Source organism: Sulfitobacter sp. 1A15299 (assembly GCF_043556915.1).
In the GTDB taxonomy this organism is placed as follows: Bacteria; Pseudomonadota; Alphaproteobacteria; order Rhodobacterales; family Rhodobacteraceae; genus Sulfitobacter.
Genome location: NZ_JBIFFJ010000003.1, coordinates 313,980 through 336,700, shown reverse-complemented (window position 1 = coordinate 336,700; position 22,721 = coordinate 313,980). Strand labels below are relative to the sequence as shown.

The following is a 22,721-nucleotide window of genomic DNA, read 5'->3' as shown; positions in this document are numbered from 1 at the left end:
AGCAGGCTCATGTAATTGATCTTACCAAAGGGGCCTCGCTCCACTTGACGCTCAAGGACCGATAAAATAGGAGAGGAGCCGTAGCGCGGGCGTTGTGTAATGGTAAGACCTCAGCCTTCCAAGCTGATGATACGGGTTCGATTCCCGTCGCCCGCTCCACTCTTTCTCCGAAGCTTTCGTGACCGCCGCCGCGCGGGATAGTTGCGCCCGCCGCAGCCTGTCGGGGGCGGCAGATTGTCCTCATTGGGGCGGTCTTGCTTGACCCCGCTCAGCCCCCGCGCCATGACCGATGTGGAAAGACAAAGGAAAGCCCATGGCACGCACCCCAGCCCCCGCACCAAGCGCCAAAGACGAACGCGAAAAGTCGCGGCGGATCGGGGCTTTGGCGGCGCTGATGCCCTTCATGGCGCCCTATCGCTGGCTGATGGCCGCCGCCGGGGCGGCGCTGGTGATGACCGCGATGATCTCGCTCACCCTGCCCTTGGCGGTGCGGCGGGTGATCGACAATTTCGGCACGGGGGAGAGCGAATTGCTCGACCTCTATTTCTTCGCGGCGCTGTTGATTGCAGGGCTGCTCGCCCTTGGCACCGGGCTGCGCTATGCGCTGGTGACACGGTTGGGCGAACGGGTGGTGGCCGATATCCGGCGCGCGGTGTTTGACCGTGTCGTGGGCATGAGCCCCGCCTTTTATGAACGCATCATGACCGGCGAAGTGCTGAGCCGGATCACCACCGACACGACGCTGATCCTCTCGGTGATCGGCTCTTCGGTCTCGATCGCGCTGCGTAACCTGCTGATCTTTGTGGGCGGCTTGGGGCTGATGTTGCTGACCTCGGCCAAACTGACCGGGCTGGTGCTGCTGATCGTGCCCGCCGTGGTGATCCCCATCCTGACGCTGGGCCGCCGCCTGCGGGTGCTCAGCCGCGAGAACCAAGACTGGATCGCGGCGAGTTCGGGCAACGCCTCTGAAACGCTGGGCGCGGTGCAAACGGTGCAGGCCTTTACCCATGAGGCCGCAAGCCGGGGGCAATTCGCGCAGATGACCGAAGCCTCTTTCGATGCCGCGCAGCGCCGGATCAAAACCCGCGCCGTGATGACGATGATCGTGATCTTTCTGGTCTTCGCGGGTGTGGTGGGCGTGCTGTGGATCGGCGCGCGCGACGTGAGGGCGGATGTGATGAGCGCGGGCGCGCTGGTGCAATTCGTGATCTATGCGGTCATGGTCGCGGGCGCGGTCGCCGCCCTGTCCGAGATCTGGGGCGAATTGCAGCGCGCCGCAGGGGCCACGGAACGGCTGATCGACCTGTTGCAAAGCGAGGATACGGTGCAAGACCCGGCGCCCACAGCGCAGAGCAGCCTGCCGCAGCCTGTCGCGGGGCGGATCGCCTTTGAGAACGTGCAGTTCACCTATCCGGCACGCCCCGATGTGGCGGCGCTGGATGGTGTCGACCTTGAGATCAACCCCGGTGAGACGGTGGCCTTTGTCGGCCCCTCGGGCGCGGGGAAGACGACGATTATCCAGATGATCCTGCGCTTTTACGATCCGCAGTCGGGGCGGGTCACCTTGGATGGGGTCGACCTGCGCGACGTGGCGCGGGACCACTTCCGCCGTTCGGTGGCGCTGGTGCCGCAAGACCCGGTGATCTTTGCCGCCACGGCGGCTGAGAACATCCGTTTCGGACGCCCCGATGCCAGTGATGCCGAGGTCGAGGACGCCGCCCGCGCCGCCGCTGCGCATGACTTCATCACCGCGCTGCCCGAGGGCTATGACAGCTATCTGGGCGAACGCGGCGTGATGCTGTCGGGAGGGCAGAAACAACGCATCGCCATCGCCCGCGCCATCCTGCGCGACGCGCCGGTGCTGCTGTTGGACGAGGCGACCTCGGCGCTGGATTCCGAGAGCGAGGGGCTGGTGCAGGCCGCCGTCGACCGGCTCAGCGCGGATCGCACGACGCTGATCGTGGCGCACCGTCTGGCCACCGTGAAAAAGGCCGACCGCATCGTGGTGATGGAGGCCGGGCGTATCGCGGCCATCGGCACCCATGACGAATTGGTCGCCAGTGACGGGCTTTATGCGCGCCTGGCGCGGCTTCAGTTCACCGATGGGGCCGCCGCCGCGGCCTGAGCCGGTCTTGAACAGCGCAACCCCGGCGTTACGTCACCTTCGTGTGACGTTGCGTTTGTTGCCGCCGATTGCTTGCGAAACGGCGCGTTTCGCCGCAATCTGGCGCAAGGAGAATAAGCCGGAACACCGGCACAGGGGAGGAGAGACCATGACATTCGCCGGGATCGAAGACCGCAATGCCATCGCGGCGGAAATGCCGTGGGAAGACCGCGACGTGGCCAAGACGCTGTACGGAATGCTGAGCAATACGGCCGCGAAATTCCCCAACCACAATGCCGTCAGCTATCAGATTTTCTCGGGCCCCAAGGACAAGGCCGAAACGCTGTCTTGGAAAGAGTTGCATGGCCGCGTGACGCAGGCGGCGAACCTTTTCCGCAGCCTTGGCGTGGGCGAGAAGGACGTGGTGGCCTATGTGCTGCCGAACTGTAACGAGACGACGATCACCCTGCTGGGTGGTGCCGTGGCCGGGATCGTGAACCCGATCAACCCGCTGCTCGACGCCGAACAGATCGGTGCCATCTTGCGCGAAGTGGGCGCCTCCGTCGTCGTCACCCTGCGGCCTTTTCCCAAAACCGATGTGGCCCAAAAGACCGCCGAAGCGGTGCGGCTTGCGCCCAAGGTGCACACGGTGCTCGAAGTCGATCTCGTTCGCTATCTCACCCCGCCGAAAAGCTGGATCGTCCCGCTGGTGCGGCCCAAGGGGATGGTGAACAACCAAGCGAAATACCTCAATTTCAATGCCGAGATCGCCAAGCAGAACACCTCGCTCAACTTTGAGGATGTGCAAGAGGATCGCGTTGCCTGCTATTTCCACACCGGCGGCACCACCGGGATGCCCAAAGTGGCGCAGCACAAGTATTCGGGGCTGATCTACAACGGTTGGCTGGGGCATCGGCTGCTGTTCAGCGAGCAGGACAATATCATGTGTCCGCTGCCGCTGTTCCACGTCTTTGCCTGTCATGTGATCCTGATGGCCGCCGTGTCCTCGGGCGCGCATGTGGTCTTCCCGACGCCGCAGGGCTATCGCGGGGAAGGGGTGTTTGATAACTTCTGGAAGCTGGTCGAACGGTGGAAAATCACCTTTATCATCACCGTGCCGACGGCGATTTCGGCCAAGATGCAGCGTCCGATTGATGCGGATGTCAGCACGGTGAAAACCGCTTTCTCTGGCTCCGCGCCGCTGCCGCTGGAGCTCTTCCGCCGGTTTGAGAAGGCCACGGGCGTCACGCTGGTCGAGGGTTACGGCCTGACCGAGGCGACCTGCCTTGTCTCTTGCAACCCGACAGATGGCATCAAGAAGGTCGGTTCCATCGGTATCGCGTTCCCCTATTCGGACGTGCGGATCATCAAGGGCACCGTCGACGGGCCGATTGATGCGGAGACGGATGAGATTGGCGAGATCTGCGTGTCGAACCCCGGTGTCTTTGCGGGCCACACCTATGTCGAAGAGGACAAGAACAAAGACCTCTTCTACCATGGCAAATACCTGCGCACCGGCGATTTGGGACGGATCGATGCGGATGGCTACATCTGGATCACGGGCCGGGCCAAAGACCTGATCATTCGCGGCGGGCATAACATCGACCCTGCCGAGATCGAAGAGGCGCTGCTTGGCCATGAGGCTGTCGCCTTTGCCGGGGCCATCGGCCAGCCCGATCCCCACGCGGGCGAGGTGCCTTGCGCCTTTGTCGAACTGGTCGAGGGCGCCAATGTCACGGAAGAGGAACTGCTGGCCTATGCGTGTGAGCATGTTGCCGAACGCGCAGCCCAGCCCAAGCACCTCAAGATCATGGACGAGTTGCCCAAGACGGCTGTCGGCAAGATCTTCAAACCCGATCTGCGCAAGGATGCGATCACGCGGGTCTATAACGGCAGCCTTGAAAAGGCGGGCTGTGCCGCGCGGGTGACCGAGGTGGTGGACGACAAGAAGCGCGGCTTGGTGGCGCAGGTGACGATGAACGACGCGAGCCATGACGACGTGGCGAAGGTGCTCAACGTCTACACCCGTCCCTGGGAGCCGGCGCGCTAAGCGACTCGCGCGGGCAGGGCGGCACGCCGCCTTCGATCCCCAAATTCCCGAATTGCAGCCCCGCTGCGTTGCGCCGATGCACATTTCCTGTGTATCGGCGCAAAAATTTTAGGCTATTTACCTATAGTTAGCCCCCGGCCTTTCGTGACGGGCATAGCGCCTATGCAAATTCTGCGGGTTCAAAATAGGGTCAGAGCGTACTACTTCTGCATTGCAGCATTGATAATGCACTTGCAGCATTCTGAAAGGAGTTGCGCTTATGACGATGGCAATCTCACGTGGCACTACCCTGAGCTCCGCGCTCGATGGGCTTTTTCACACCGTTGACGGCATGCGCCGTCGCGTGGCCCAGATCAAGGCCCGGCGCGCAGCTTACAACCGAACTTTCACAGAACTCAACGCACTGAGCGATCGCGAACTGTCCGATATCGGCATCGCACGGTGCGATATCCGGCGTCTGGCGTCGGAAGAACTTTCAAAGGAACAGACCTATGAAGTATGACAACACCCTATCCGCCCCTCACGGTTTCTCCCTGCGCGATGCGACCGCTCCAGTCTTCGGTGCGCTTGGCACCGCTGCTGGCAAAGTCGGCGCCCTGCTGGCGCGTGGCGTTACCCAGATGCAAATCTCGCGCATGCAGGCCGTTCTCAACAGCATGAGCGACGCGCAGCTTGAGCGTGCGGGCATCGACCGCAACCAAATTCCCCAGCACGCCCAAGCGCTGGTGACCGAAGAATACGACGGTCTCTAAGCCACTGCGCTTTTAGACCCTCAGCCATCAATGTTGCGCCACCGCGCGCTGCATTGTCAGGTGCCGGACCCCGCTCCTTCCCGGGTTGATCTGACACCGCATATTAACGGTCCTCCTCCTCCCGGACCCGTTATACCGGCTGGCAAGCTTACCTCCTCCCAAGCTTGCCGGCCCATGCTTTCCACCGAGATATCAGGGCGCTGCGCTGTCGAGCCAGAGGGTCACCGGCCCATCGTTGACCAGCGCCACGGCCATATCCTCGCCGAACTGTCCGGTCTGCACAGGGATGTCGAGCCCGGCGAGGCTGCGGGCGAAATGGGAATAGAGCGCCTCGGCCATCTCGGGCTTTGCCGCGCCGGAAAAGCCGGGGCGGTTGCCGCGCGCGGTATCGGCGGCGAGGGTGAATTGGCTCACCACCAAAGCGCTGCTACCGGTTTGGGCAAGGCTCAGGTTCATCTTGCCACCCTCATCCTTGAACAGCCGCAGCTTGGAAACTTTCAGGGCCAGTTTCTCGGCGGTTTCTTCGGTGTCCTCGGGCATGGCGCAGACGAGGATCAGCAGGCCGGGGCCGATCTCTCCGATCACCTCACCCTCGACCGTGACCGAAGCCTCGGTCACCCGTTGCAGCAATGCGCGCATGTCAGTCTTTCCAGTCGATGATGTCGGAAGGGGTGGCCCGCTCGGTGCGAAAGGCGTTCGCGGGGTGCGTCTCATCGGCATAGCCGAAGGAGATCGCGCAGAGCACCAGCCGATCCCCGGGCAATGCCAGCACCTCGCGCACCAAGGGCGCATAGGCGGCGATGGCGGCCTGCGGGATGCTGGCCACGCCGAGCGCCATCGCGGCGAGGGTAAAGGCGGTGACGAAACCGCCGCAGTCCATCGCGCCATAGGGACCAAGCTCGGCCGGGGCGGTCACGATGGCCACATGGGGCGCGTCGAAAAGCGCATAGTTGCGCAGCATCTGCGCTTGACGCGCGGCGCGGTCGGATTTGGCGATGCCCACCGCATCGTAAAGCTGGAAGCCGCAGGTGCGGCGGCGTTCGGCATAGGCGCCGGAATAGCCCGTGGGCCATGGCAGGTCCGGCGCGACCGGGGTATTGGCGCTGGCGGCTTCAAGGAGCGCTGCGCGAAAGGATTCGGTGCCCCCGCCGCGCGTGATGGTCACCTGCCATGGCTGCGCATTGCACCACGAGGGCACATGGCGCGCGGCGCTGACGATTTGGGTGATGGTCTCTTCGGGGACGGGGTCGGGCCGAAAGGCGCGGCAGGAATAGCGCGCCTGCAAGAGGTCGGTGAATTGCTCGTAGCTTTGGGTCATTGCTGGGCCATGAAATAGCCGACGATGGCGGCGGCGATCAGCCCCAGCACCACGGCAAAGGTGATCTTGATGGCGGAATAGGGGCGTTCGCCCTGCACCTTGCCGGAATGGCCGTTGACCACGAAACGATAGGTCTTGCCGCGGTATTTATAGGCGGCAAGCCAGACCGGCAGCAGGATATGTTTGAAGGTCACATCGCTGACTTGGGTGTTGATGTCATGCACGCGCTGGCGGTCGCCCCCGATATCGAACTTCACGTTACGCTCGATCACCCGGTCCATATGGGCGCGGGCCTGAACGAAGCCTTCCTCAAGCGTGATGCCGTAAGCCTCGGCCCGGAAACCCGCGAGGTATTCGGGCGCATAGGGCTCCAGCGCCGAGAGATCCCAAGGGTGCAGCGCGTCGGTGTGTTTCTTGGGCAGCGACCGGGAGGCAAGCACCAACACATCATCAAAGAACCGTGCCACCCGCCCCGAAGCGGCCCGCCAGCGAATTTTCGGCACCTGCTGCTGCACCCGCTTGCCATCGCGCGTGACGGTGCGGGTGACGTAATAGACGGTGCCACGCTCCCCGCGATAGCTTGAGGCTGTCTGCGCATCATAGGTCCAAAAGGGCACATAGATGCCCTGCATTCGGCGGCCCTTGCGGGCATATTGTTGCAGGCCATTGGGCGCGAACCAAAGGCTGCCGAGCCAGTCTTTCATCGCGTCGCGGGCGCGTTCTTCGGGCAGGGCAAAGGGCAACACGGCACGCGGTTTGATATGGCGGTTGGTGCCGGTGTCGATCACCACGGGCGTCGCGCAAAAGGGGCATTCGGCGGCGTGTTTGCCGGGCTCGAATTCCACCTGTGCTGCGCAGTTGGGGCAGGTGGTGACGCGGGTCTCTTCCATCTCGGCGTCGGGCAGGGCGGCCTCTAGCCCCGCGCGGAAGTCTTGCTCGGCGATGGCATGGGCGTGGCGGCCCGTGCCGTCAATCGGCTCCACATTGCCGCAGTGATCGCAGATCAGCAGCGCCTGCGCCGGATCAAAGCGCATATCCGACCCGCAGGTGTCACAGGGGAAACGGTGCTCTTCAAGCGGGGCGGCGGGGGGCAGATCGGTAGCGGACATATGGGGTGCTTTGCAAGGTCAATCGCGGCGAAGCGGATGGGGGGTGGCCCGTGGACCTGAGAGGCCACGGGCGGGGCGCGCGCGAAGGGCGTGGGCCGACGCGCCTGCGGATCAGGCCGGGGGCGGCGGCGGTGGCGGGGGCATCACGGTGAAAAGCTGCGCCAGTTCGGCCACATCCTCGGCCCGCTGCCAGCCATCTTGGCCCGGCGTCCAAACCAGAGACTCGCGGGTAAGACTACCCTCGCTCGCCTTGCGGCCCATCGCGGCCTTGGAAAACGGGCCTGAGGTCGCGCCGTCCTTGGCGATATGCCAGACCTTCTCGACCGGCGGCGGCGGGGGCGGCACCGGTGCGGCGGCGGCGGGGGCGGGGCGCGCGCCCCAGGGTCCGGCTTGCGCGGTGGCCGCTTGGGCCATGCTCATCCCCAGCCCTGCGCCAAGGCCCGTTTGCATCGCGGCCCCGCCCGCACCTTCGCGGCCAAGCGCTTCGGCGGCTTGGAACTGCATGTATTCATTGAGGTTTCCGACCACGCCCATCGAAGTGCGCTTGTCCATCACCGCCTCGACCGCGGGCGGGAGAGAGATATTCTCGATGTAAAGCTCGGGCATCGCCAGCCCGTATTCCGCGATCTGGGCGGCGATATCCTTGCCCACCAACTGCCCCAACTCGCGCGTGTTGGCGGCCATGTCGAGCACCGGGATGCCGGAGGAGGCCAGCGTGCGCGAGAAAGCCTGAACGATGATGTTGCGGATCTGGAATGAGATTTCGTCCATGGTGAACTCACCATCGGTGCCGACGATCTCGGTCAGGAACTTCGCGGGGTCGCTCACCCGCACGGAATAGGTGCCATAGGCGCGCAGGCGCACGGGGCCAAACTCAGGGTCGCGGGCGATGATCGGGTTCTTGGTGCCCCATTTCAGATCGTTGAAGCGGGTCGTGTTGACGAAATAGATCTCGGATTTGAACGGGCTGCGAAAGCCGTGATCCCAGTGTTGCAGGGTCGTCATGATCGGCATGTTGTTGGTCTCAAGCATATAGAGACCGGGGGTGAAGACATCCGCCAACTGCCCCTCATGCACAAAGACCGCCGCTTGCCCCTCACGCACTGTCAGTTTGGCGCCGTATTTGATCTCATGGCCCTCCCGCTCGAACCGCCAAACCATCGTGTCGCGGGTGTCGTCGGTCCAATGGATGACGTCGATGAACTGGCCAGAGAGGAAATCGAAAATGCCCATGGGGATGGTCCTTATTCTTTCGTCATCATGCTGCGTTACACCGGCCCGTCCGTCAACTCGTGCGCGATGATCCGGGTGATCGGGTTGACCTGCTCTGCCGTCATGCCGGGGCGCAAGCGCCGGTCATAGAGCATTTTGAGCAGGAGTTCGTCGTGTCTGGTGAGCAGGGCGAATTCGTCGTCGTCATTGAAGATCGACGGTCGCGCGGCGGGGCTGTCATTGGCAAGGCCCAGGCCCTGCGCCAATTCCTCGTGAATGCAGGAAAGCCGCAGCAATTCGGGGTTTTCCGAGCGGATCACGGCCACGGCGGCGGTATAGACATTCGGGTTGTCGCCCGCGGCATAGGCGGCCACGGCGCAATAGGTGTCGCGGCGCATGTTGCGCATGGCCCGGAGCGATGATTTGCTGACGCCCGCGACCTCTTCCGCCGCTTGGGCCAGCGCATCTATGCGGTCATCTTCCGAGGCCACGACCACCATGAAATTCGGCCTGTCGGCGAGCGAGACCGAATGCCCGGTCACCCGCGCCAAACGGCGGGCGAAAGCACCAATCTTGGCGGTGTCGGACCGACGCTGCGAGGGCGGCACGCTGTCGCCAAAGATGATCTGCATCCGCACCGGCGCCTCCCAGCGGCGCAGCGGGCTGGCGCCGCCTTGGCCTGAGAAATTGCCGTCATATTCGTTATATAGCGCGATCTGCTCAAAGTTGCGCGCCAGCATTTCGCTGGTAAAGGGCGTGTCTTCTCCGCCGCCGTCTTGGCGCAGCAGGTCTTGGCCCAACTGCGCCTTTTCGACCTGATGCAGATAGCTGCGCAGCATGGCGCTTTTCTGCGAGGTCGGTTTGGCCACCGCCGCCGGGGCAGGGGCGGCGGCGGCAGGGCGGGCCTGCGGTTTGGCGACCTTTTGCAAGACGGGCGCAGGCTCGGCGCAGGCCAAGAGCAGCGTGCTGAGCACCAGCGCCCCTGCGGCGCGCAGATTTCTGCGCAGACGTCCTTGCATGGCCTCTTCCCTCACCTCGGTCTTAGCTTGGCACCGCGTTGCCGGTGGTGTCGCCCAAACCCGTTTCGCGGGCCTTGGCAGCGGCGAGCGTGTCGCGCAGGCGGCCTTCCATCTCCTGCAACTCTTTCTCGGCTTGGGCGCGTTTCGCCTTGCCCTCATCCGCGATTTGCAGGGATTCTTCGATGGTGCCGATCAAGTCTTCGTTGGCGCGTTTCACCGCTTCGATATCAAAGACCCCGCGCTCCATCTCCTGACGGATCACCTTGTTGCTGTCGCGCAGGTTCTTGGCGTTGGAGGTGAGCAGTTCGTTGGTCAGGTCATTGGCCTCGCGCACCGCATTTGCCGCCTCGCCGCTGCGCTGGATGGTGACGGCCTGTGCCAATTGCGTCTCCCACAGGGGCACGGTGTTGACCAAGGTCGAGTTGATCTTGGTCACGAGGCTTTTGTCATTCTCCTGCACCAGACGGATTGAGGGCAGCGACTGCATGGTGACCTGCCGGGTCAGTTTCAGGTCATGCACCCGACGCTCCAGATCATCGCGGGCGGCACGCAGATCGCGCAGCTCTTGCGCGCGCATGACCTGATCGTCTTCGCTCGCTTTATCGAGCGCGGTTTTCTTTGCGGGGATGGTCTTGTGGTCCAACTCTTCGATCTTGGCCTCACCGGCAGAGATATAGAGCGCCAGTTCGTCATAGAATTGCAGCGTCTTTTCATAAAGCAGGTCGAGCGATTTGATGTCTTTCAACAGCCTATGCTCATGCGCCAGCAGGTTGTCGGTGATCCGGTCGATCTGGCCCTGCACCTCTTCGAAACGGGCGGTGAACTTGGCGAAGGGCGTAGCGCGGCCCAGCAGTTTCTCCCACCAGCTTTGTTTGCGCCGCACGTCCAATTCCGAGACCGAGAAGCCGCGGATCGCGCTGACCATGGTGCGCAGGCTGTCGCCCGCGGGGCCGACATCCTTGTTGCGCACATCCGCCAGCATGGATTGGCTGATCTCTTGCAACTCGGCCTGCGCGGCAGAGCCGAAGCTGACGATGGATTGGGTATCGGTCACGTCGATCTCGGCCATGCGCTTTTGGATTTCCGCGCTCTGTTCGGGATCGGCTTTGTTCAGCGGCACGATGGCATTGGCATCCGCCGGTTCGGGCAAGACGGTTGCGTTCACTTCTTCCACCAACCCTTGCGATTGGGCAGCTTTGTCACGGAGGGCATCGGTCATCACTGTTCTTCCTTAGTATTTGCAGGGGTGGGTTGTTCCAGTCGGACCCCCTCACGAGAAAGGCGCGCCCGCAGCACGTCGATTTCCACGTTCAGATCGCTGCGGTCATCCAGCAGCGATTTGGCCGTGCGCGCGGCGAAGTTCTGATCCAGATCGTTGAGCAAGGCGAGGTAGTCGTCGCGCGCTTGGGTGTCCTGATTGCGGGCATAGAGGTCGGCGAATTTTACCGTCGCGTCATGCGCCCCGCGCAGATAGACGACAAGGTATTTACGGGCGGCGGTCAGATCGCGGGGGTCTTCTTCGACGGTGCGGATCAAATGCCGGGCGGTTTCTTGAAGCTCCGCGAGCCGCGCTTCGGCGCGGCGGTCGCCTGCGCGCAGGATCGCCTGGCTCATGCCCGAGAGCAGTTTTTCGGCCTCATCCACCACGCGGGCGACGCGGTCTTGCTGGAAGGTGTCGATGCCCTCCATGCCCTTGTTCTGTAGCGGGTCGATGCCGAAGGCCGCGAGGTGCAGCGCGGTGGCGGCAACGCCATAGAGCAGGGCCGCGGCAAGACTGGGATCGTTGCTATAAGCGGCGAAGCCCGCGCCCGCACCGGCCAAAAGGGCCGCGATGATTTTGCGCGGCAGGACGGGGCGCCGGGCGACTTTGCGCTCGTGGTATTCCGCCTCGGCCAAGAGACCATCGCGCAGCAACCAGACACCCGAAGCCAGTAGGAACGCCCCGCCAAGGCCAAGCACCAGCGTGCTCGCCCCCCCGATCAGCGAAGTCGCCGCTAGCAGCACCGGCGGCAGGAACATCAGGTTGACCCGACCGCCCGCCGGATCGACGCGCAGGCGCGCGGGTTTGCGTGGGGGGCTGCCGGGGGAGGCGTCGGGGTCGGGGCTATATCTGCCGCCAAAGCGCTGCGCCATAGGTCAAAGCCCCCCGAGAAAACCGCTGGTCAGCCCAAGCAGCAGCACCAGCAACGCGCCAAAGGCGATTTTCTGAAAGGTTGTTGGCGCCATCATGTTTCCCCTTTTGCTGCCCCAGATCGGGCGCAACGCCGTACCGGCACTGTCAGCCGCACGCCCCACGAGCGAGGCTGCGCCGAGGATGATAACCACGAGCGCGGCCAAGGCCACCAAAAACATCACTATTCGCGCCATATTGCCCTTTTCTGACAGCGGTTTCGCGCTGATCTTGCCTGCCGTTCTCTATTCAACGCACGCAGGTCGGCCGCGTTCCGGAAACGCGCAGGGCAGCTGGGGGCAGGGCTGGTCAGCGGCGGGGTTTTGGCCCCCGACCTGTGGGTTTCGGCCCCGGTTTGCCAGTCGGCCGCCCCGTGGGGCGTGCCCCCGGTTTGCCGCTTGCCTTGCCAGCCGCCTTGCCCATCGCGGCCTTGCCACGCGGTGCGTTCTTTGCCTTGCCGCCACCACGGCGGGGCGGCGGTTCGTCGTCTTCGCCCCGTTGCACGGGCAGGCCGGGCTGGCCCGCGCCGCCGAAACCGCCGGGCTTGCGGCGCGGCGGGCGGCGCAGACCGCTGGGTTTCTTGGTGGCGGTGCCGCTGGGGTCTTCCAACTCGAGCCCCAGTTGATCGCGCACGACCTTGCGGCGCAGCTCTTCCACCTCGCCGATCTTCAGTTCGCCCAGTTGGAACGGGCCGTAGGAGATGCGGATCAGCCGGTTCACGGTCAGGCCCACGGCCTCCATTGCGCGGCGAATCTCGCGGTTGCGGCCTTCGCGCAGGCCGACGGTCAGCCAGGCGTTGGCCCCCTGTTGGCGGTCGAGCGTCACGTCCATCGGCTGAAAGTGCTCGCCTTCCACGGTGATGCCCTTACGCAGCGGCTCCAGCATCTCATCCGTGGGCCGGCCATTCACCCGCGCGCGGTAGCGGCGCAGCCAGCCGGTGCTGGGCAGTTCCAGCTTGCGCTTCACCCCGCCGTCATTGGTCAGCAGCAAGAGCCCTTCGGAGTTCAGGTCGAGCCGGCCCACGGTCATCACGCGGGGCATATCCTCGGGCAGGGCGTCAAAGATCGTCTCACGGCCCTTTTCGTCGCGGGCGGTGGTCACCAGACCGGCGGGCTTGTGATACAGCCACATGCGCGGCGGTTCGGGCGCGCCGACGGGGGTGTTGTCGACGGTGATCTTATCCTCGGGCGTGACGTTCAGCGCGGGCGAGGTGATCTGCTCCCCGTTCACGCGCACGCGGCCTGCTTCGATCATCCGCTCGGCCTCGCGGCGCGAGGCGATGCCTGCGCGCGACAGCACCTTGGCGATGCGGTCGCCTTTGGCAGCGGCGGCATCGGTGTCGGGGTTTTGCGGGCCAGAGCCGGAGGGGGGCGTTTTTGCGTTCATACACTGCGCTTACCCTGTTTCACGGACTTGCGAAAGGGTGGCGTTTGCGGCCATGTGACGGGATGGAGTTTCGCTCGTATATGGGGCAGGCCTTGGCCGAGGCCCGCGCCGCCGCCGCGCGCGGCGAGGTGCCGGTGGGGGCGGTGGTCGTCTCTCCGAAAGGGCAGATCGTTGCCGCCGCAGGTAATGAGACCCGCGCCCGCAATGACCCAACCGCCCATGCCGAGATGCTGGCCCTGCGGGCCGCCTGCGCCGCCGTCGGCTCGGAACGGCTGATCGGTCACGCGCTTTACGTCACGCTGGAGCCCTGCGCCATGTGCGCCGGCGCCATCGCCGCCGCCCGTGTGGCGCGGCTCTACTACGGCGCGGCGGACCCCAAATCGGGCGGCGTGGCGCAGGGCGCGCGGGTTTTCTCGCATCCCCAATGCCACCATGTGCCCGAGGTGTTCGACGGGATCGCGGCGGGAGAGGCGGAAGAGATGCTCGTGAGGTTTTTTCGTGAGAAGAGAGACCGCTAGCCGGGCAGCGCCGGACCGGGGATGACATTCAGGCGTCTCAACGATTATCCGGACGCCCCGCGTCCGGATCGCGCCCGACCCGCCCCCAGGGCGGGCGCGCTATGCGCCCCCGGTGCTGATGCACCCGCTGGCCTCAAAAGGTCCACCGGACCTTTTGCAAGACGGCCATCGGCCCCGGGTCGGGCGCGATCCATCCCTGCACACGCAAAAGGCCACGCGAAACCGCGTGGCCCTTTGAAACTCAAAAGTCAGGCGATCTTACTTGATCTTGCCTTCCTTGTATTCGACGTGCTTGCGCGCAACGGGGTCGTACTTCTTGATGACCATCTTCTCGGTCATGGTGCGTGCGTTTTTTTTGGTCACGTAGAAATGGCCTGTGCCCGCGGACGAGTTCAGGCGGATCTTGATCGTGGTTGGCTTCGCCATGTGTCTTCTCCTGCTGCAGCGCCGCGCAGGCCTGCGTGAATTCTGAATTTCGGGTTCTAGTCAGACCCGCGCCCGAGTCAACCGCTATTTGCCCGCCCGGTGCCGAAAGACGCCGGTTTCGTCGAAAAACCTGCCTTTTACCGCCGAAAGAGCAGAAATATGCGCGGAAGGCCTATAAGCCGGATTTTGTACCTGCCGCAAGGGCAGGCGATGACCATTCCTCTGACCGCACCGTTGCCGATGCGGCTATAGCTGCCAACCCGGACCTGCTGGGGCAGAAGAGCCCCGCCTTTGACCCAAAGATCATCGGCGCGCGGTCCCTATTTGGCATTGCTCCCGGTGGGGCTTGCCATGCCGGGGCTGTTGCCAGCCCCGCGGTGGGCTCTTACCCCACCGTTTCACCCTTACCCCGCGGGCGTTCCGGCAGGGCCGGACCGCGGGGCGGTTTCATTTCTGTGGCGCTTTCCGTCGGGTTGCCCCGCCCGGGCGTTACCCGGCACCGTTTCTTCTTGGAGTCCGGACTTTCCTCTACGTCGCTTTCGCCCCGCAAAAGCGACGCCACGGATATCACACATGTGTGTGACGGGCGTGGTCGTCGGTCATGCGACGCGAGTCGACGCAGCGGCCATCCAGCCTTCCGCGCTGCCCCGCCCTAGACCCCGGCACGTGGCGCGTCAATGGGTTTGGGGCAGGGCGGCAAGGTCTGCGGGGGTGAGAGGGCCGCGCCCCCATGGCCTGAAACGCATCCGCACGGTGCCCAGCAGCGTGTCATCGTCGCAGGGCGCGGTGAAGCCTGCGGCCTGCGCGGCGGCGCGGAAGGTTTCGGTGGTGACGCTGTCAGGAAGGGGGCCATCGCCCGCAGGCAGCGCCAGTCCGCGCCGTGCCAGCCGAGCCCAATCGAATCGGGGGCCGGGGTCGATCTTGCGGCCCGGTGCCATGCAGGAATGGCCGATCACACCCTCGGGCGGGATGCCGTGGCGCGCCATGATGCCGGGTAAGAGCATTTCGAGCGCCTGCATCTGCGGCTCGGAAAAGGGGTGGTCGCCGCGGTTGTCCAACTCGATCCCGATGGAGCGCGAATTGGTGTCGTCCTCTCCGGCCCATTGGCCAGCCCCCGCATGCCACGCACGCAGGTCTTCCTCGACCATTTGAACGACCTCTCCGCGCCCTGAAATCAGGTAGTGGGCCGAGACTTCGGCAGAGGGGTCACAGAGGCGCTCCAGCGCCGCTTGGGCGCTGGTCATGGCTGTGTGGTGCAGGACGATCAGCCGGGGCCGCAGCCCCCCGCGCCGCGGGCCGCAATTGGGCGAGGGCTGCGCCGTCACGTCAGGCGCGGCAAGCATTTATCAGCCCTGCGCGGCCCGGCGGAAGGGGGTTGGATCCCAGTCGCAGGCGAAGCCATCGCCATCGGGGTCCATGCCAAGGCGGTCTTTATCGGGGCCACCGGCCTCAAGAAAGGCGATCTGCGCTTGGTCGGCGTGGCTGTATTGTGCGCAGGCGCGTTCGAACTTGCGGGCCTTGTTGAAACCGATGCGGCTATAAATCTGCTGACCGAGCGACTGGTCGGCTTGCAGCGCATAGGCGACGATATTCGGGCCGACGTTGCGGCGCTCGGGCAGGGCTTCGGGCTGGACGACCTGATACTGCGCGCGGTTGGCCGCCACGCGTGCGGCGTCGTCTTGGATGCTGCGCTGGCCCGACACGGCGTCAAAGTTGTTCTCGTTCGAGATGCCAGCGGCGTTGACCGCGGCGGGGGGCGGGTTCGACGGGCTGGCGTTCACCGGGGTCACGCCCGAGTTGGTTGCCGCGTCATTGCCCAGACCGTTGCTGGCTCCGCCGGGACGGGTCGCGGCAAGAACGCGGGCGGTTTCCGCCGCCGTCGCTTCGGGCGAGCCATCCGCCGGGGCGGGGGTTGCTGCTGCAATGGCACTGTCGATGCTGTCGTTCGCCAGCGCCGCGTCGCGGGCGCGCCGCTCGGCCTCGAAACTGCCGTCGCCAAAGCCGACACCGCGCCCGGTGTTGATGTTCCCGGAATCGGGGATCGCCGGTTGGCAGGCTGCCAAAAGACCGCCTGCCGTCATCGCTAGAAGTGTCCGTGTGATCATCTGACCCGCTCTCGCCTCTTGTTCACCGCTCTGCGGCTTACCACCATTTCTCGGGCTTGGCCACAAAACCGGCGGCCTTCTCCAGCGCATAGGCGGAGGACAGCAGGTCTGCCTCTTCCCATGGGCGCCCGATCAGTTGCAGACCCAGCGGCAGCCCCGTGCTGCTTTGCCCCGTGGGCAGCGCCACGCCGGGCAGACCGGCGAGGTTCACCGTCACGGTGAAGACATCGTTGAGATACATCGCCACCGGGTCCGCGTCCTTCATCTCGCCCAGACCGAAGGCGGCTGAGGGGGTCGCGGGGGTCAGGATGCTGTCGATGCCTTGGGCGAAGACGTCCTCGAAGTCCTTCTTGATCAGCGTGCGGACCTTGCGGGCGCGGTTGTAGTAGGCGTCGTAGAAACCGGCCGAGAGCACATAGGTGCCGACCATCACCCGGCGCTGGACCTCATGGCCGAAGCCTTCGGCGCGGGTCTTCTCGTACATCTCGGTGATGCCGTCGCCTTGGTCGAGCTTGGCACGGTGGCCAAAGCGTACGCCGTCATAGCGCGCAAGGTTCGACGAGGCCTCGGCCGGCGCGATGACGTAATAGGCGGGCAGGGCGTATTTCGTATGCGGCAGCGAGATGTCGACGATCTCGGCCCCCGCGTCTTTCATCATGGCGATGCCGTCTTGCCAGAGCTTCTCGATCTCCTCGGGCATACCGTCCATGCGGTATTCGCGCGGGATGCCGATCTTCTTGCCCCGGATGTCGCCGGTGAGCGCCGCCTCGAAGTCGGGCACGGCCAGATCGGCGCTGGTGCTGTCCTTGGCGTCATGGCCGCACATCGCCTCCAGCATTATTGCCGCGTCGCGTACTGTCTTGGTCATCGGCCCGGCTTGGTCGAGCGAAGATGCGAAGGCGACGATGCCCCAACGCGAGCAGCGGCCATAGGTCGGCTTGATGCCCACGGTGCCGGTGAAGGCGGCGGGCTGGCGGATCGAGCCGCCGGTGTCGGTGCCGGTGGCGGCAAGGCAGAGGTCGGCGGCCACGGCAGCGGCAGAGCCGCCCGAGGAGCCGCCCGGCGTCAGTTCCGCCGTGTCGCCCTTGCGGCGCCAGGGGTTCACCGCGTTGCCGTAGACGGAGGTCTCATTTGACGAGCCCATGGCAAATTCATCCATGTTGAGCTTGCCCAGCATTACCGCGCCACTGTCGCGCAGCTTTTGGCTCACGGTGCTTTCATACTCGGGCAGAAAGCCTTCGAGGATGCGGCTGCCCGCTTGGCTTGGCACGCCTTTGGTGCAGAAAAGGTCCTTGATGCCGATGGGCAGGCCACACATCGCGGGGGCGTCGCCCTGTTTGATGCGTGCGTCGGCCTCTGCGGCCTGTTCCATCGCGATCTCGGGGGTGCGGTGGACGAAGGCATTGAGCGCGCCTGCGCCGTCGATGGCTTGGATGCAGGCCTCGGTCAGGTCGCGGGAGGTGGTCTCGCCCTTGCGCAGGGCATCGCGGGCCTCGGCGAGGCTGAGTTTGTTCAGATCGGTCATTATTCCACCACCTTCGGCACGGCAAAGAACCCTTCACGGGCATCGGGGGCATTGGCCAGCACGCGGTCCTGCTGGTCGCCATCGGTGACCACATCCTCGCGCCGCTTGAGCCGCTGCGGGGTGACGGAGGTCATCGGCTCGACGCCCTCGACATCCACCTCGGACAGCTGTTCGATAAAGCCGAGGATGGTGTTGAACTCTTCCGCCAGCGCCGGAAGCGCGTCGGGTTCAACCTTGATCCGGGCCAGTTTCGCCACCCGTGCGGCGGTGTTTTCGTCGATCGACATGAACATCTCCATCTCTTTGTGGCTCCTCTACCGTTTGGGGGCGGGCCTCGCAAGGGTTTGGGATGTGTAAGAGAGAGGAGGGCCAGCGCCTGCCCGGTCGCACCAAAGAAGCGCCTATATATTACTGCACGCCTGTGGCGTGACGGGCGGGCAGGCGATGGCCCGGCGCCTGCGGCTCGATTCCGGGCCGGAGGCATGGCGAACCGTTTTCTTGATTCCGTCGCGAGGAAGCGCAAGTTTTAGGTAAGCCACAAATCAGGAGGATCCCCATGAACATCATCTGGCTCGGCCACGGCTCATTCCGCATCGAGATCGAAGACCAAGTCTTGCTGATCGACCCCTGGCTGAAAGACAACCCCATGCTGGACGACGCGCACCATGCCGATGCAATCAAAGGCGCCACGCAGATCCTCGTCACCCACGGCCATTTCGACCACACGGCAGACATCGCCGACATCGCAAGCCGCACCAACGCCCCGGTGGCGGGGATGGTCGAGCTGATGAGCTGGCTGGACAGCAAGGGTGTGCAGCAGACCACTGGCTTCAACAAAGGCGGGACGATCCGCGCAGGCGCGGTGGCGATCACCATGGTCCCGGCCTCGCATTCCTCATCGGTAGATGGCGAAAACGGGCCGATCTACACCGGGATGGAGACCGGCTTCATGATCTCGGGCGAGGGGCATACGATCTATCATTCCGGCGATACGGCGATCATGGCAGATATGGATTGGATGGGCGACTATCACAAACCCGATATCGGCATTCTCTCGGCGGGCGGGCATTTCACGATGGACATGGCGCAGGCCGCCTATGCCGCCAAACGCTATTTCGATTTCAAGACGGTCATCCCCTGCCACTACCGCACCTTCGACGCCTTGGAGCAATCGGCGCAGGCGCTGATTGACGGGCTTCCGGGGGTCGATGTGGTGGAGCCGCAGGTGATGCAGCCGATCACCGTCTGACCATTTTGCCCCGACCCATCTTACCCCGACGCCTTGCGCGCCGGGGCGGAACGAGGGATACCTGAAGGAACTGCCGGGGGAATGCCATGTTTGCCAAATCGACTGCCGTGATCTTGCTGCTGACACTGGGGGCCTGCGCTCCGCTGAGCCGGGCCGAACCCACCGGCAGTGTGGGTTTTACCGGGGTGGGCGGTGACAGGCCGGTCATTTTCCCGGCGCATCTATTGGTCTATCAGCCGCAGTAGGTACAAGACGGCTCAGATGCCCAAAGAAGGTCACTTCATCAACCGCAGCAACTGGCTGCGCGCCGCCGTTCTGGGGGCCAACGATGGTATCGTCTCCTCGGCCAGCCTGCTGGTCGGGGTGAGCGCGGCGGGCATGACGCAGGGCAATGTCTTGCTGACGGGGCTTGCGGGGCTCACCGCCGGGGCACTGTCGATGGCGGCGGGGGAATATGTCTCGGTCTCGGCGCAGGCGGATGTGGAGAAGGCCGATCTGGAGCGCGAACGCGTCGCCCTGATCGAAGACCCGGATTATGAACTCAGCGAACTGGCCGAAGGGCTGGAGAACCGGGGCGTGCAAAGCGACCTTGCCCTAGAGGTCGCGACCCAGATGACCGACCATGACGCCCTCGGCGCCCATGCGCGCGAAGAGTTGGGCATGTTCGGTCTCGCCGGTCAGGCCGACCCGTTACAGGCGGCGGGCGCTTCGGCGCTGGCCTTTGCCTTGGGGGGCGGTCTGCCTCTGTTTGCGGCGGTTGTGGCTCCGATGGGGCTGCGCGGCGTGACCATTGCGGTGGTCGCACTGCTGGCGCTGATGCTGCTTGGCGCGGGCGGCGCGCAACTGGGCGGTGCGCCAAAGCGGCCCGCCATCGGGCGCGTTGTGGTTTGGGGCGGTCTGGCGATGGCCGTGACCGCCGGGGTCGGCCATCTGTTCGGTGCGATTGGATAGGCGGCTTGGACTAAGGCGGTGGCAAAGAAAAAGGCCGGCCCTTTCGGAGCCGGCCTTTCGCATCGGGTGGCAGCGCGGTTACTCGCGGTTGCCGAAGAGCGACAGCAACATCATGAACATGTTGATGAAGTCCAGATAGAGGCTCAGCGCGCCCATGATCGCGGCCTTGCCCAGCCACTCGGTGTCGCCATGATGGGCGTGGGCCAGATACTCGGTCTTGATCTTCTGGGTGTCATAGGCGGTCAGACCCGCGAAAATCAGAACACCGATTGCCGAGATCGCGAACATCAGCGCCGAGGAGGCGAGGAAGATGTTGACGATCGACGCGACGACCAGACCAATCACACCCATGATCAGGAAGCTGCCCCAACCGGAGATGTCCTTCTTGGTGGTGTAGCCCCAGAGCGACAGACCCGCGAAGGCGATGGAGGTGATCAGGAAGACCTGCGCGATGGAATAGCCGGTGAAGACCAGAAAGATCGAGCTGATCGAGATGCCCATGACAGCGGCAAAGGCGTAGAAAACGACCTGCGCCGTGGCGGCGGACATGCGGTTGATCATCGCGCCAAAGCCGAAGACAAAGGCCAGGGGTGCGAACATCACGACCCATTTCAGCGGCGAGGCATAGAGCGCATAACCCAATTGCGTCAGGTATTTATCCTGGCTGAGTTGGGCCACGGCTGCGGAAGGGTCGGAAGTGACCGAAAGGCCCGAGATGGCCCAGGCCGCGGCGAAGGTGATGAGCATGCCGATGGACATGGTGCCATACACCTTGTTCATATGAGCGCGCAGACCCTCGTCGATCGCGGAGACGCGCGACCCGGCAGCAGAGCGAATTGAATTGACGTCAGCCATTTAGTGACTCCCATTGGCAAAGTTGCGTGTCAAAAACCAAGCCGACACGTTCTTGGCTTTGAATATCGGGCCTGAGAGGGCGAATTTCAAGTGTCTTGCAGCCTGATATCACGGCAATAATCGCGGGTTTCGCGGGAGCGAGTTGTTCGGGGAGCGCAGGGCGGGGCGGCATGGCCTGCGGTCACCGCGCCCGGCGCGTTCGCAGTTGGCCCGTCGGCGGAAAAGCACCGATGCGTTTCGCGCAGGCGCGCGTCCGCGCGGCGGGCTGTCCCACCGCCTCGACCACGAAAACATGGCATTTGAGGCATTCCGAGGGGAACCGATTGATATCCTTTGCGTTCATCTATTGGTTGCCGAGCGGGAAGCCGACAGACCCAAAGACAATTGGGGATTTTATGCCCGCCGGCCGTAGAATGAGAGGGGCAGTGCACCGCCTGAGGTTGCAGTCGATACAGGGCCGGTTTTTACCATCACGTGAAATTTCTTGGCCGAATTCAACGCAACCGCTATGATAGGAGGCAGAACTTTCGCGCAACCCCTGCGGTATCGTGCGAGGCAACGGCACACTTCGTCCTTGTTTGGAACTGAGATTGGCACGGTCGCATGTGCCCTATAAGGATCAGAGAATATGGTGCATGTGGTAGATGTACATGTAGGCAAGCGTATCCGACAGCGCCGCTGGCTGACGGGGATGACCCAGCAAAAACTGGCGGAACTGGTTGGGATCAAATTCCAGCAGATACAGAAATATGAAACCGGCGCGAACCGCGTCAGCGCGTCCCGGCTGTGGGATATCGCCGATGCGCTTGGGGTGCCTGTGTCCTTTTTCTTCGAAGGGTTGAAGGATGAGGAAGTCGGCGAGGGCGCGCCGATGGATGGGCTGCCTGCCGATCTGATGGCCGACAAGGAAGCGATGGAACTGGTGCGCTCTTACTACGCCATCCCAGAGAACCAGCGCCGCCGGTTGTTCGAACTGGCCCGCGTCTTGAGTGACGTGGCCTGAGCCCACCCCTTCGCGGCGGTAAGGCTCGGCTTTAACGCCCTGACAGGCTTGCGCAGAGGGGCGCAAACTGTCAGGTCTTCGCCATGATGAACACCAGTGACTTCGATCCCGATATCCGCCGCGTCGCCCATCTGATGGCGGATGCGGCGCGGCAGGTGATCCTGCCCTATTTCCGCAGGCTTGATCTGCAGGCCGACAACAAGCTCGGCACCGGTTTTGATCCGGTGACGGAAGCCGACCGCGCCGCCGAACGGGCGATGCGCGATATCTTAGCGTCGGAGCGGCCTGCAGATGGCATCTTGGGTGAGGAATATGGCGCGCAGCCCGGCACGTCGGGGCTGACATGGGTGCTCGACCCCATCGACGGGACGCGCGGCTTTCTTAGCGGTACGCCGACTTGGGGCGTGCTGATCGCGGTTTCCGATGCCGCGGGCCCGTTCTATGGCATCATCGACCAGCCCTATATCGGGGAGCGGTTCGAGGGGGCGCCGGATGGCGCGCTGTTAAGCGGGCCGCACGGCAGCCACCCCTTGCAGACACGTGCGGCGCGGGATTTGCGTCAGGCCATCGTATTCACCACATTCCCCGAGGTCGGCAGCAGCGAGGAGGCCAGCGCCTTTCGCGCCGTCGCCTCGCAGGCGTTGCTGACCCGCTATGGCATGGATTGCTACGCCTATGCGCTGGTCGCGGCGGGGCAGGTCGATCTGGTGATCGAAGCGGGGCTGAACGCCTATGACATCCAAGCGCCCATCGCGGTGATCCAAGCCGCAGGCGGGATCGTCACCGATTGGCAGGGCAACCCGGTGCATGAAGGGGGCAGGGCGCTGGCCGCGGCCAACCGCGACATTCACGCCCAAGCGCTTGCGATCCTTTCCGCCTATTGATCCAATTGTCGGGAAGCCCCGGATTGACCGGCCCCGGCGGGATGCGATAAATTCTCCCGAAGGTCGGTTCTCTCGCCCGTTTTCC

General features: G+C 64.1%; 25 protein-coding genes, 1 tRNA gene and 1 other RNA gene. 11 read left to right on the top strand and 16 right to left on the bottom strand.

Features of this window, described 5'->3' with window-relative positions; translation table 11 throughout:
• Positions 1-85: 85 nt before the first annotated feature.
• The 5 genes from ACGYK7_RS07005 to ACGYK7_RS06985 all read left to right on the top strand — a co-directional run bounded on the left by ACGYK7_RS07005 (position 86) and on the right by ACGYK7_RS06985 (position 4,906).
• A tRNA-Gly gene (locus ACGYK7_RS07005) sits at positions 86-159 on the top strand.
• 154 nt (positions 160-313) lie between these two features.
• Positions 314-2,125 (top strand): ABC transporter transmembrane domain-containing protein, encoded by a 1,812-nt coding sequence (locus ACGYK7_RS07000; RefSeq protein ID WP_394400305.1) that lies wholly within the window; start codon positions 314-316, stop codon positions 2,123-2,125.
• Between the two features lie 148 nt (positions 2,126-2,273).
• Complete coding sequence (locus ACGYK7_RS06995) at positions 2,274-4,154, top strand: acyl-CoA synthetase (protein WP_394400303.1); 1,881 nt, start codon at positions 2,274-2,276, stop codon at positions 4,152-4,154.
• Between the two features lie 259 nt (positions 4,155-4,413).
• Entirely contained in the window at positions 4,414-4,656 is a 243-nt protein-coding gene (locus tag ACGYK7_RS06990) for a DUF1127 domain-containing protein (RefSeq protein ID WP_394400301.1), read from the top strand.
• Positions 4,646-4,906: a hypothetical protein gene (locus tag ACGYK7_RS06985; protein WP_394400299.1), complete on the top strand. Its 261-nt coding sequence runs from the start codon at positions 4,646-4,648 to the stop codon at positions 4,904-4,906. Before ACGYK7_RS06990 ends, ACGYK7_RS06985 begins: the two co-directional genes overlap by 11 nt.
• A gap of 192 nt (positions 4,907-5,098) precedes the next feature.
• Here ACGYK7_RS06985 and dtd read toward each other — a convergent pair whose 3' ends face one another.
• The 9 genes from dtd to ACGYK7_RS06940 form a co-directional block, all read right to left on the bottom strand.
• Positions 5,099-5,545 (bottom strand): D-aminoacyl-tRNA deacylase, encoded by a 447-nt coding sequence (dtd, locus tag ACGYK7_RS06980; protein ID WP_394400297.1) that lies wholly within the window; start codon positions 5,543-5,545, stop codon positions 5,099-5,101.
• A gap of 1 nt (position 5,546) precedes the next feature.
• On the bottom strand, positions 5,547-6,224 hold the full coding sequence (locus ACGYK7_RS06975; protein WP_394400295.1) for a nitroreductase: 678 nt from the start codon (positions 6,222-6,224) through the stop codon (positions 5,547-5,549).
• Complete coding sequence (locus ACGYK7_RS06970) at positions 6,221-7,333, bottom strand: primosomal protein N' (replication factor Y) - superfamily II helicase (RefSeq protein WP_394400293.1); 1,113 nt, start codon at positions 7,331-7,333, stop codon at positions 6,221-6,223. The genes ACGYK7_RS06975 and ACGYK7_RS06970 overlap by 4 nt, the downstream gene beginning before the upstream one ends.
• Positions 7,334-7,444: 111 nt before the next feature.
• On the bottom strand, positions 7,445-8,566 hold the full coding sequence (locus tag ACGYK7_RS06965; protein WP_394400291.1) for an SPFH domain-containing protein: 1,122 nt from the start codon (positions 8,564-8,566) through the stop codon (positions 7,445-7,447).
• A gap of 35 nt (positions 8,567-8,601) precedes the next feature.
• The gene (locus tag ACGYK7_RS06960; protein WP_394400290.1) at positions 8,602-9,564 is read right to left on the bottom strand and encodes a DUF2927 domain-containing protein; all 963 of its coding nucleotides are present in this window, start codon (positions 9,562-9,564) and stop codon (positions 8,602-8,604) included.
• Between the two features lie 22 nt (positions 9,565-9,586).
• On the bottom strand, positions 9,587-10,783 hold the full coding sequence (locus ACGYK7_RS06955; RefSeq protein WP_394400288.1) for a toxic anion resistance protein: 1,197 nt from the start codon (positions 10,781-10,783) through the stop codon (positions 9,587-9,589).
• A complete protein-coding gene (locus ACGYK7_RS06950) occupies positions 10,783-11,697 on the bottom strand; it encodes a 5-bromo-4-chloroindolyl phosphate hydrolysis family protein (protein ID WP_394400286.1) in 915 nt (304 codons plus the stop codon). The genes ACGYK7_RS06955 and ACGYK7_RS06950 overlap by 1 nt, the downstream gene beginning before the upstream one ends.
• A gap of 3 nt (positions 11,698-11,700) precedes the next feature.
• Positions 11,701-11,916: a hypothetical protein gene (locus tag ACGYK7_RS06945; protein ID WP_067267561.1), complete on the bottom strand. Its 216-nt coding sequence runs from the start codon at positions 11,914-11,916 to the stop codon at positions 11,701-11,703.
• Positions 11,917-12,043: 127 nt separating this feature from the next.
• Positions 12,044-13,120 carry a pseudouridine synthase gene (locus tag ACGYK7_RS06940; protein ID WP_394400284.1) on the bottom strand — a complete coding sequence of 359 codons (1,077 nt, stop codon included), beginning with the start codon at positions 13,118-13,120 and terminating at the stop codon, positions 12,044-12,046.
• A 62-nt stretch (positions 13,121-13,182) separates the two neighbouring features.
• On the opposite strand from ACGYK7_RS06940, the gene ACGYK7_RS06935 reads away from it, so the two are divergent.
• On the top strand, positions 13,183-13,638 hold the full coding sequence (locus ACGYK7_RS06935; RefSeq protein ID WP_394400282.1) for a nucleoside deaminase: 456 nt from the start codon (positions 13,183-13,185) through the stop codon (positions 13,636-13,638).
• A gap of 258 nt (positions 13,639-13,896) precedes the next feature.
• Here the strand turns inward: ACGYK7_RS06935 and rpmG are convergent, their stop codons facing one another.
• From rpmG to gatC, 6 genes are all read right to left on the bottom strand, one after another.
• Entirely contained in the window at positions 13,897-14,064 is a 168-nt protein-coding gene (gene rpmG / locus ACGYK7_RS06930) for a 50S ribosomal protein L33 (protein ID WP_007119221.1), read from the bottom strand.
• Between the two features lie 159 nt (positions 14,065-14,223).
• Positions 14,224-14,705: RNase P RNA component class A (gene rnpB, locus ACGYK7_RS06925), an RNA gene on the bottom strand.
• A gap of 33 nt (positions 14,706-14,738) precedes the next feature.
• Complete coding sequence (locus tag ACGYK7_RS06920) at positions 14,739-15,407, bottom strand: N-acetylmuramoyl-L-alanine amidase (protein WP_394400280.1); 669 nt, start codon at positions 15,405-15,407, stop codon at positions 14,739-14,741.
• 3 nt (positions 15,408-15,410) lie between these two features.
• Positions 15,411-16,169 carry a hypothetical protein gene (locus ACGYK7_RS06915; protein ID WP_394400278.1) on the bottom strand — a complete coding sequence of 253 codons (759 nt, stop codon included), beginning with the start codon at positions 16,167-16,169 and terminating at the stop codon, positions 15,411-15,413.
• Positions 16,170-16,206: 37 nt separating this feature from the next.
• Positions 16,207-17,694, bottom strand: a complete 1,488-nt coding sequence (gatA, locus tag ACGYK7_RS06910; RefSeq protein WP_394400276.1) for an Asp-tRNA(Asn)/Glu-tRNA(Gln) amidotransferase subunit GatA — start codon at positions 17,692-17,694, stop codon at positions 16,207-16,209.
• A complete protein-coding gene (gatC, locus tag ACGYK7_RS06905) occupies positions 17,694-17,981 on the bottom strand; it encodes an Asp-tRNA(Asn)/Glu-tRNA(Gln) amidotransferase subunit GatC (protein ID WP_067267591.1) in 288 nt (95 codons plus the stop codon). The genes gatA and gatC overlap by 1 nt, the downstream gene beginning before the upstream one ends.
• A 269-nt stretch (positions 17,982-18,250) precedes the next feature.
• On the opposite strand from gatC, the gene ACGYK7_RS06900 reads away from it, so the two are divergent.
• The 3 genes from ACGYK7_RS06900 to ACGYK7_RS06890 all read left to right on the top strand — a co-directional run bounded on the left by ACGYK7_RS06900 (position 18,251) and on the right by ACGYK7_RS06890 (position 19,894).
• Entirely contained in the window at positions 18,251-18,943 is a 693-nt protein-coding gene (locus ACGYK7_RS06900; RefSeq protein ID WP_394400274.1) for a metal-dependent hydrolase, read from the top strand.
• An 86-nt stretch (positions 18,944-19,029) separates the two neighbouring features.
• The gene (locus ACGYK7_RS06895) at positions 19,030-19,188 is read left to right on the top strand and encodes a hypothetical protein (protein ID WP_156505794.1); all 159 of its coding nucleotides are present in this window, start codon (positions 19,030-19,032) and stop codon (positions 19,186-19,188) included.
• Positions 19,189-19,204: 16 nt separating this feature from the next.
• Positions 19,205-19,894 (top strand): VIT family protein, encoded by a 690-nt coding sequence (locus ACGYK7_RS06890; RefSeq protein ID WP_394400272.1) that lies wholly within the window; start codon positions 19,205-19,207, stop codon positions 19,892-19,894.
• 78 nt (positions 19,895-19,972) lie between these two features.
• Here the strand turns inward: ACGYK7_RS06890 and ACGYK7_RS06885 are convergent, their stop codons facing one another.
• Positions 19,973-20,749, bottom strand: a complete 777-nt coding sequence (locus ACGYK7_RS06885; RefSeq protein ID WP_394400270.1) for a Bax inhibitor-1 family protein — start codon at positions 20,747-20,749, stop codon at positions 19,973-19,975.
• Positions 20,750-21,377: 628 nt separating this feature from the next.
• Between ACGYK7_RS06885 and ACGYK7_RS06880 the strand changes: the two genes are divergently transcribed.
• Together ACGYK7_RS06880 and hisN are read left to right on the top strand one after the other, a co-directional pair.
• Positions 21,378-21,752 (top strand): helix-turn-helix domain-containing protein, encoded by a 375-nt coding sequence (locus ACGYK7_RS06880; RefSeq protein ID WP_394400268.1) that lies wholly within the window; start codon positions 21,378-21,380, stop codon positions 21,750-21,752.
• Positions 21,753-21,835: 83 nt separating this feature from the next.
• Positions 21,836-22,636, top strand: a complete 801-nt coding sequence (hisN, locus tag ACGYK7_RS06875) for a histidinol-phosphatase (RefSeq protein ID WP_394400266.1) — start codon at positions 21,836-21,838, stop codon at positions 22,634-22,636.
• Positions 22,637-22,721 lie beyond the last annotated feature (85 nt).

What these genes read in the sequence shown, in the direction of transcription:
- ACGYK7_RS07000 (WP_394400305.1), top strand. Translation starts at nt 314, where the DNA reads ATGGCACGCACCCCAGCCCCCGCACCAAGCGCCAAAGACGAACGCGAA.
- ACGYK7_RS06995 (WP_394400303.1), top strand. Translation starts at nt 2,274, where the DNA reads ATGACATTCGCCGGGATCGAAGACCGCAATGCCATCGCGGCGGAAATG.
- ACGYK7_RS06990 (WP_394400301.1), top strand. Translation starts at nt 4,414, where the DNA reads ATGACGATGGCAATCTCACGTGGCACTACCCTGAGCTCCGCGCTCGAT.
- ACGYK7_RS06985 (WP_394400299.1), top strand. Translation starts at nt 4,646, where the DNA reads ATGAAGTATGACAACACCCTATCCGCCCCTCACGGTTTCTCCCTGCGC.
- dtd (WP_394400297.1), bottom strand. Translation starts at nt 5,545, where the DNA reads ATGCGCGCATTGCTGCAACGGGTGACCGAGGCTTCGGTCACGGTCGAG.
- ACGYK7_RS06975 (WP_394400295.1), bottom strand. Translation starts at nt 6,224, where the DNA reads ATGACCCAAAGCTACGAGCAATTCACCGACCTCTTGCAGGCGCGCTAT.
- ACGYK7_RS06970 (WP_394400293.1), bottom strand. Translation starts at nt 7,333, where the DNA reads ATGTCCGCTACCGATCTGCCCCCCGCCGCCCCGCTTGAAGAGCACCGT.
- ACGYK7_RS06965 (WP_394400291.1), bottom strand. Translation starts at nt 8,566, where the DNA reads ATGGGCATTTTCGATTTCCTCTCTGGCCAGTTCATCGACGTCATCCAT.
- ACGYK7_RS06960 (WP_394400290.1), bottom strand. Translation starts at nt 9,564, where the DNA reads ATGCAAGGACGTCTGCGCAGAAATCTGCGCGCCGCAGGGGCGCTGGTG.
- ACGYK7_RS06955 (WP_394400288.1), bottom strand. Translation starts at nt 10,783, where the DNA reads ATGACCGATGCCCTCCGTGACAAAGCTGCCCAATCGCAAGGGTTGGTG.
- ACGYK7_RS06950 (WP_394400286.1), bottom strand. Translation starts at nt 11,697, where the DNA reads ATGGCGCAGCGCTTTGGCGGCAGATATAGCCCCGACCCCGACGCCTCC.
- ACGYK7_RS06945 (WP_067267561.1), bottom strand. Translation starts at nt 11,916, where the DNA reads ATGTTTTTGGTGGCCTTGGCCGCGCTCGTGGTTATCATCCTCGGCGCA.
- ACGYK7_RS06940 (WP_394400284.1), bottom strand. Translation starts at nt 13,120, where the DNA reads ATGAACGCAAAAACGCCCCCCTCCGGCTCTGGCCCGCAAAACCCCGAC.
- ACGYK7_RS06935 (WP_394400282.1), top strand. Translation starts at nt 13,183, where the DNA reads ATGGAGTTTCGCTCGTATATGGGGCAGGCCTTGGCCGAGGCCCGCGCC.
- rpmG (WP_007119221.1), bottom strand. Translation starts at nt 14,064, where the DNA reads ATGGCGAAGCCAACCACGATCAAGATCCGCCTGAACTCGTCCGCGGGC.
- ACGYK7_RS06920 (WP_394400280.1), bottom strand. Translation starts at nt 15,407, where the DNA reads ATGCTTGCCGCGCCTGACGTGACGGCGCAGCCCTCGCCCAATTGCGGC.
- ACGYK7_RS06915 (WP_394400278.1), bottom strand. Translation starts at nt 16,169, where the DNA reads ATGATCACACGGACACTTCTAGCGATGACGGCAGGCGGTCTTTTGGCA.
- gatA (WP_394400276.1), bottom strand. Translation starts at nt 17,694, where the DNA reads ATGACCGATCTGAACAAACTCAGCCTCGCCGAGGCCCGCGATGCCCTG.
- gatC (WP_067267591.1), bottom strand. Translation starts at nt 17,981, where the DNA reads ATGTCGATCGACGAAAACACCGCCGCACGGGTGGCGAAACTGGCCCGG.
- ACGYK7_RS06900 (WP_394400274.1), top strand. Translation starts at nt 18,251, where the DNA reads ATGAACATCATCTGGCTCGGCCACGGCTCATTCCGCATCGAGATCGAA.
- ACGYK7_RS06895 (WP_156505794.1), top strand. Translation starts at nt 19,030, where the DNA reads ATGTTTGCCAAATCGACTGCCGTGATCTTGCTGCTGACACTGGGGGCC.
- ACGYK7_RS06890 (WP_394400272.1), top strand. Translation starts at nt 19,205, where the DNA reads ATGCCCAAAGAAGGTCACTTCATCAACCGCAGCAACTGGCTGCGCGCC.
- ACGYK7_RS06885 (WP_394400270.1), bottom strand. Translation starts at nt 20,749, where the DNA reads ATGGCTGACGTCAATTCAATTCGCTCTGCTGCCGGGTCGCGCGTCTCC.
- ACGYK7_RS06880 (WP_394400268.1), top strand. Translation starts at nt 21,378, where the DNA reads ATGGTGCATGTGGTAGATGTACATGTAGGCAAGCGTATCCGACAGCGC.
- hisN (WP_394400266.1), top strand. Translation starts at nt 21,836, where the DNA reads ATGATGAACACCAGTGACTTCGATCCCGATATCCGCCGCGTCGCCCAT.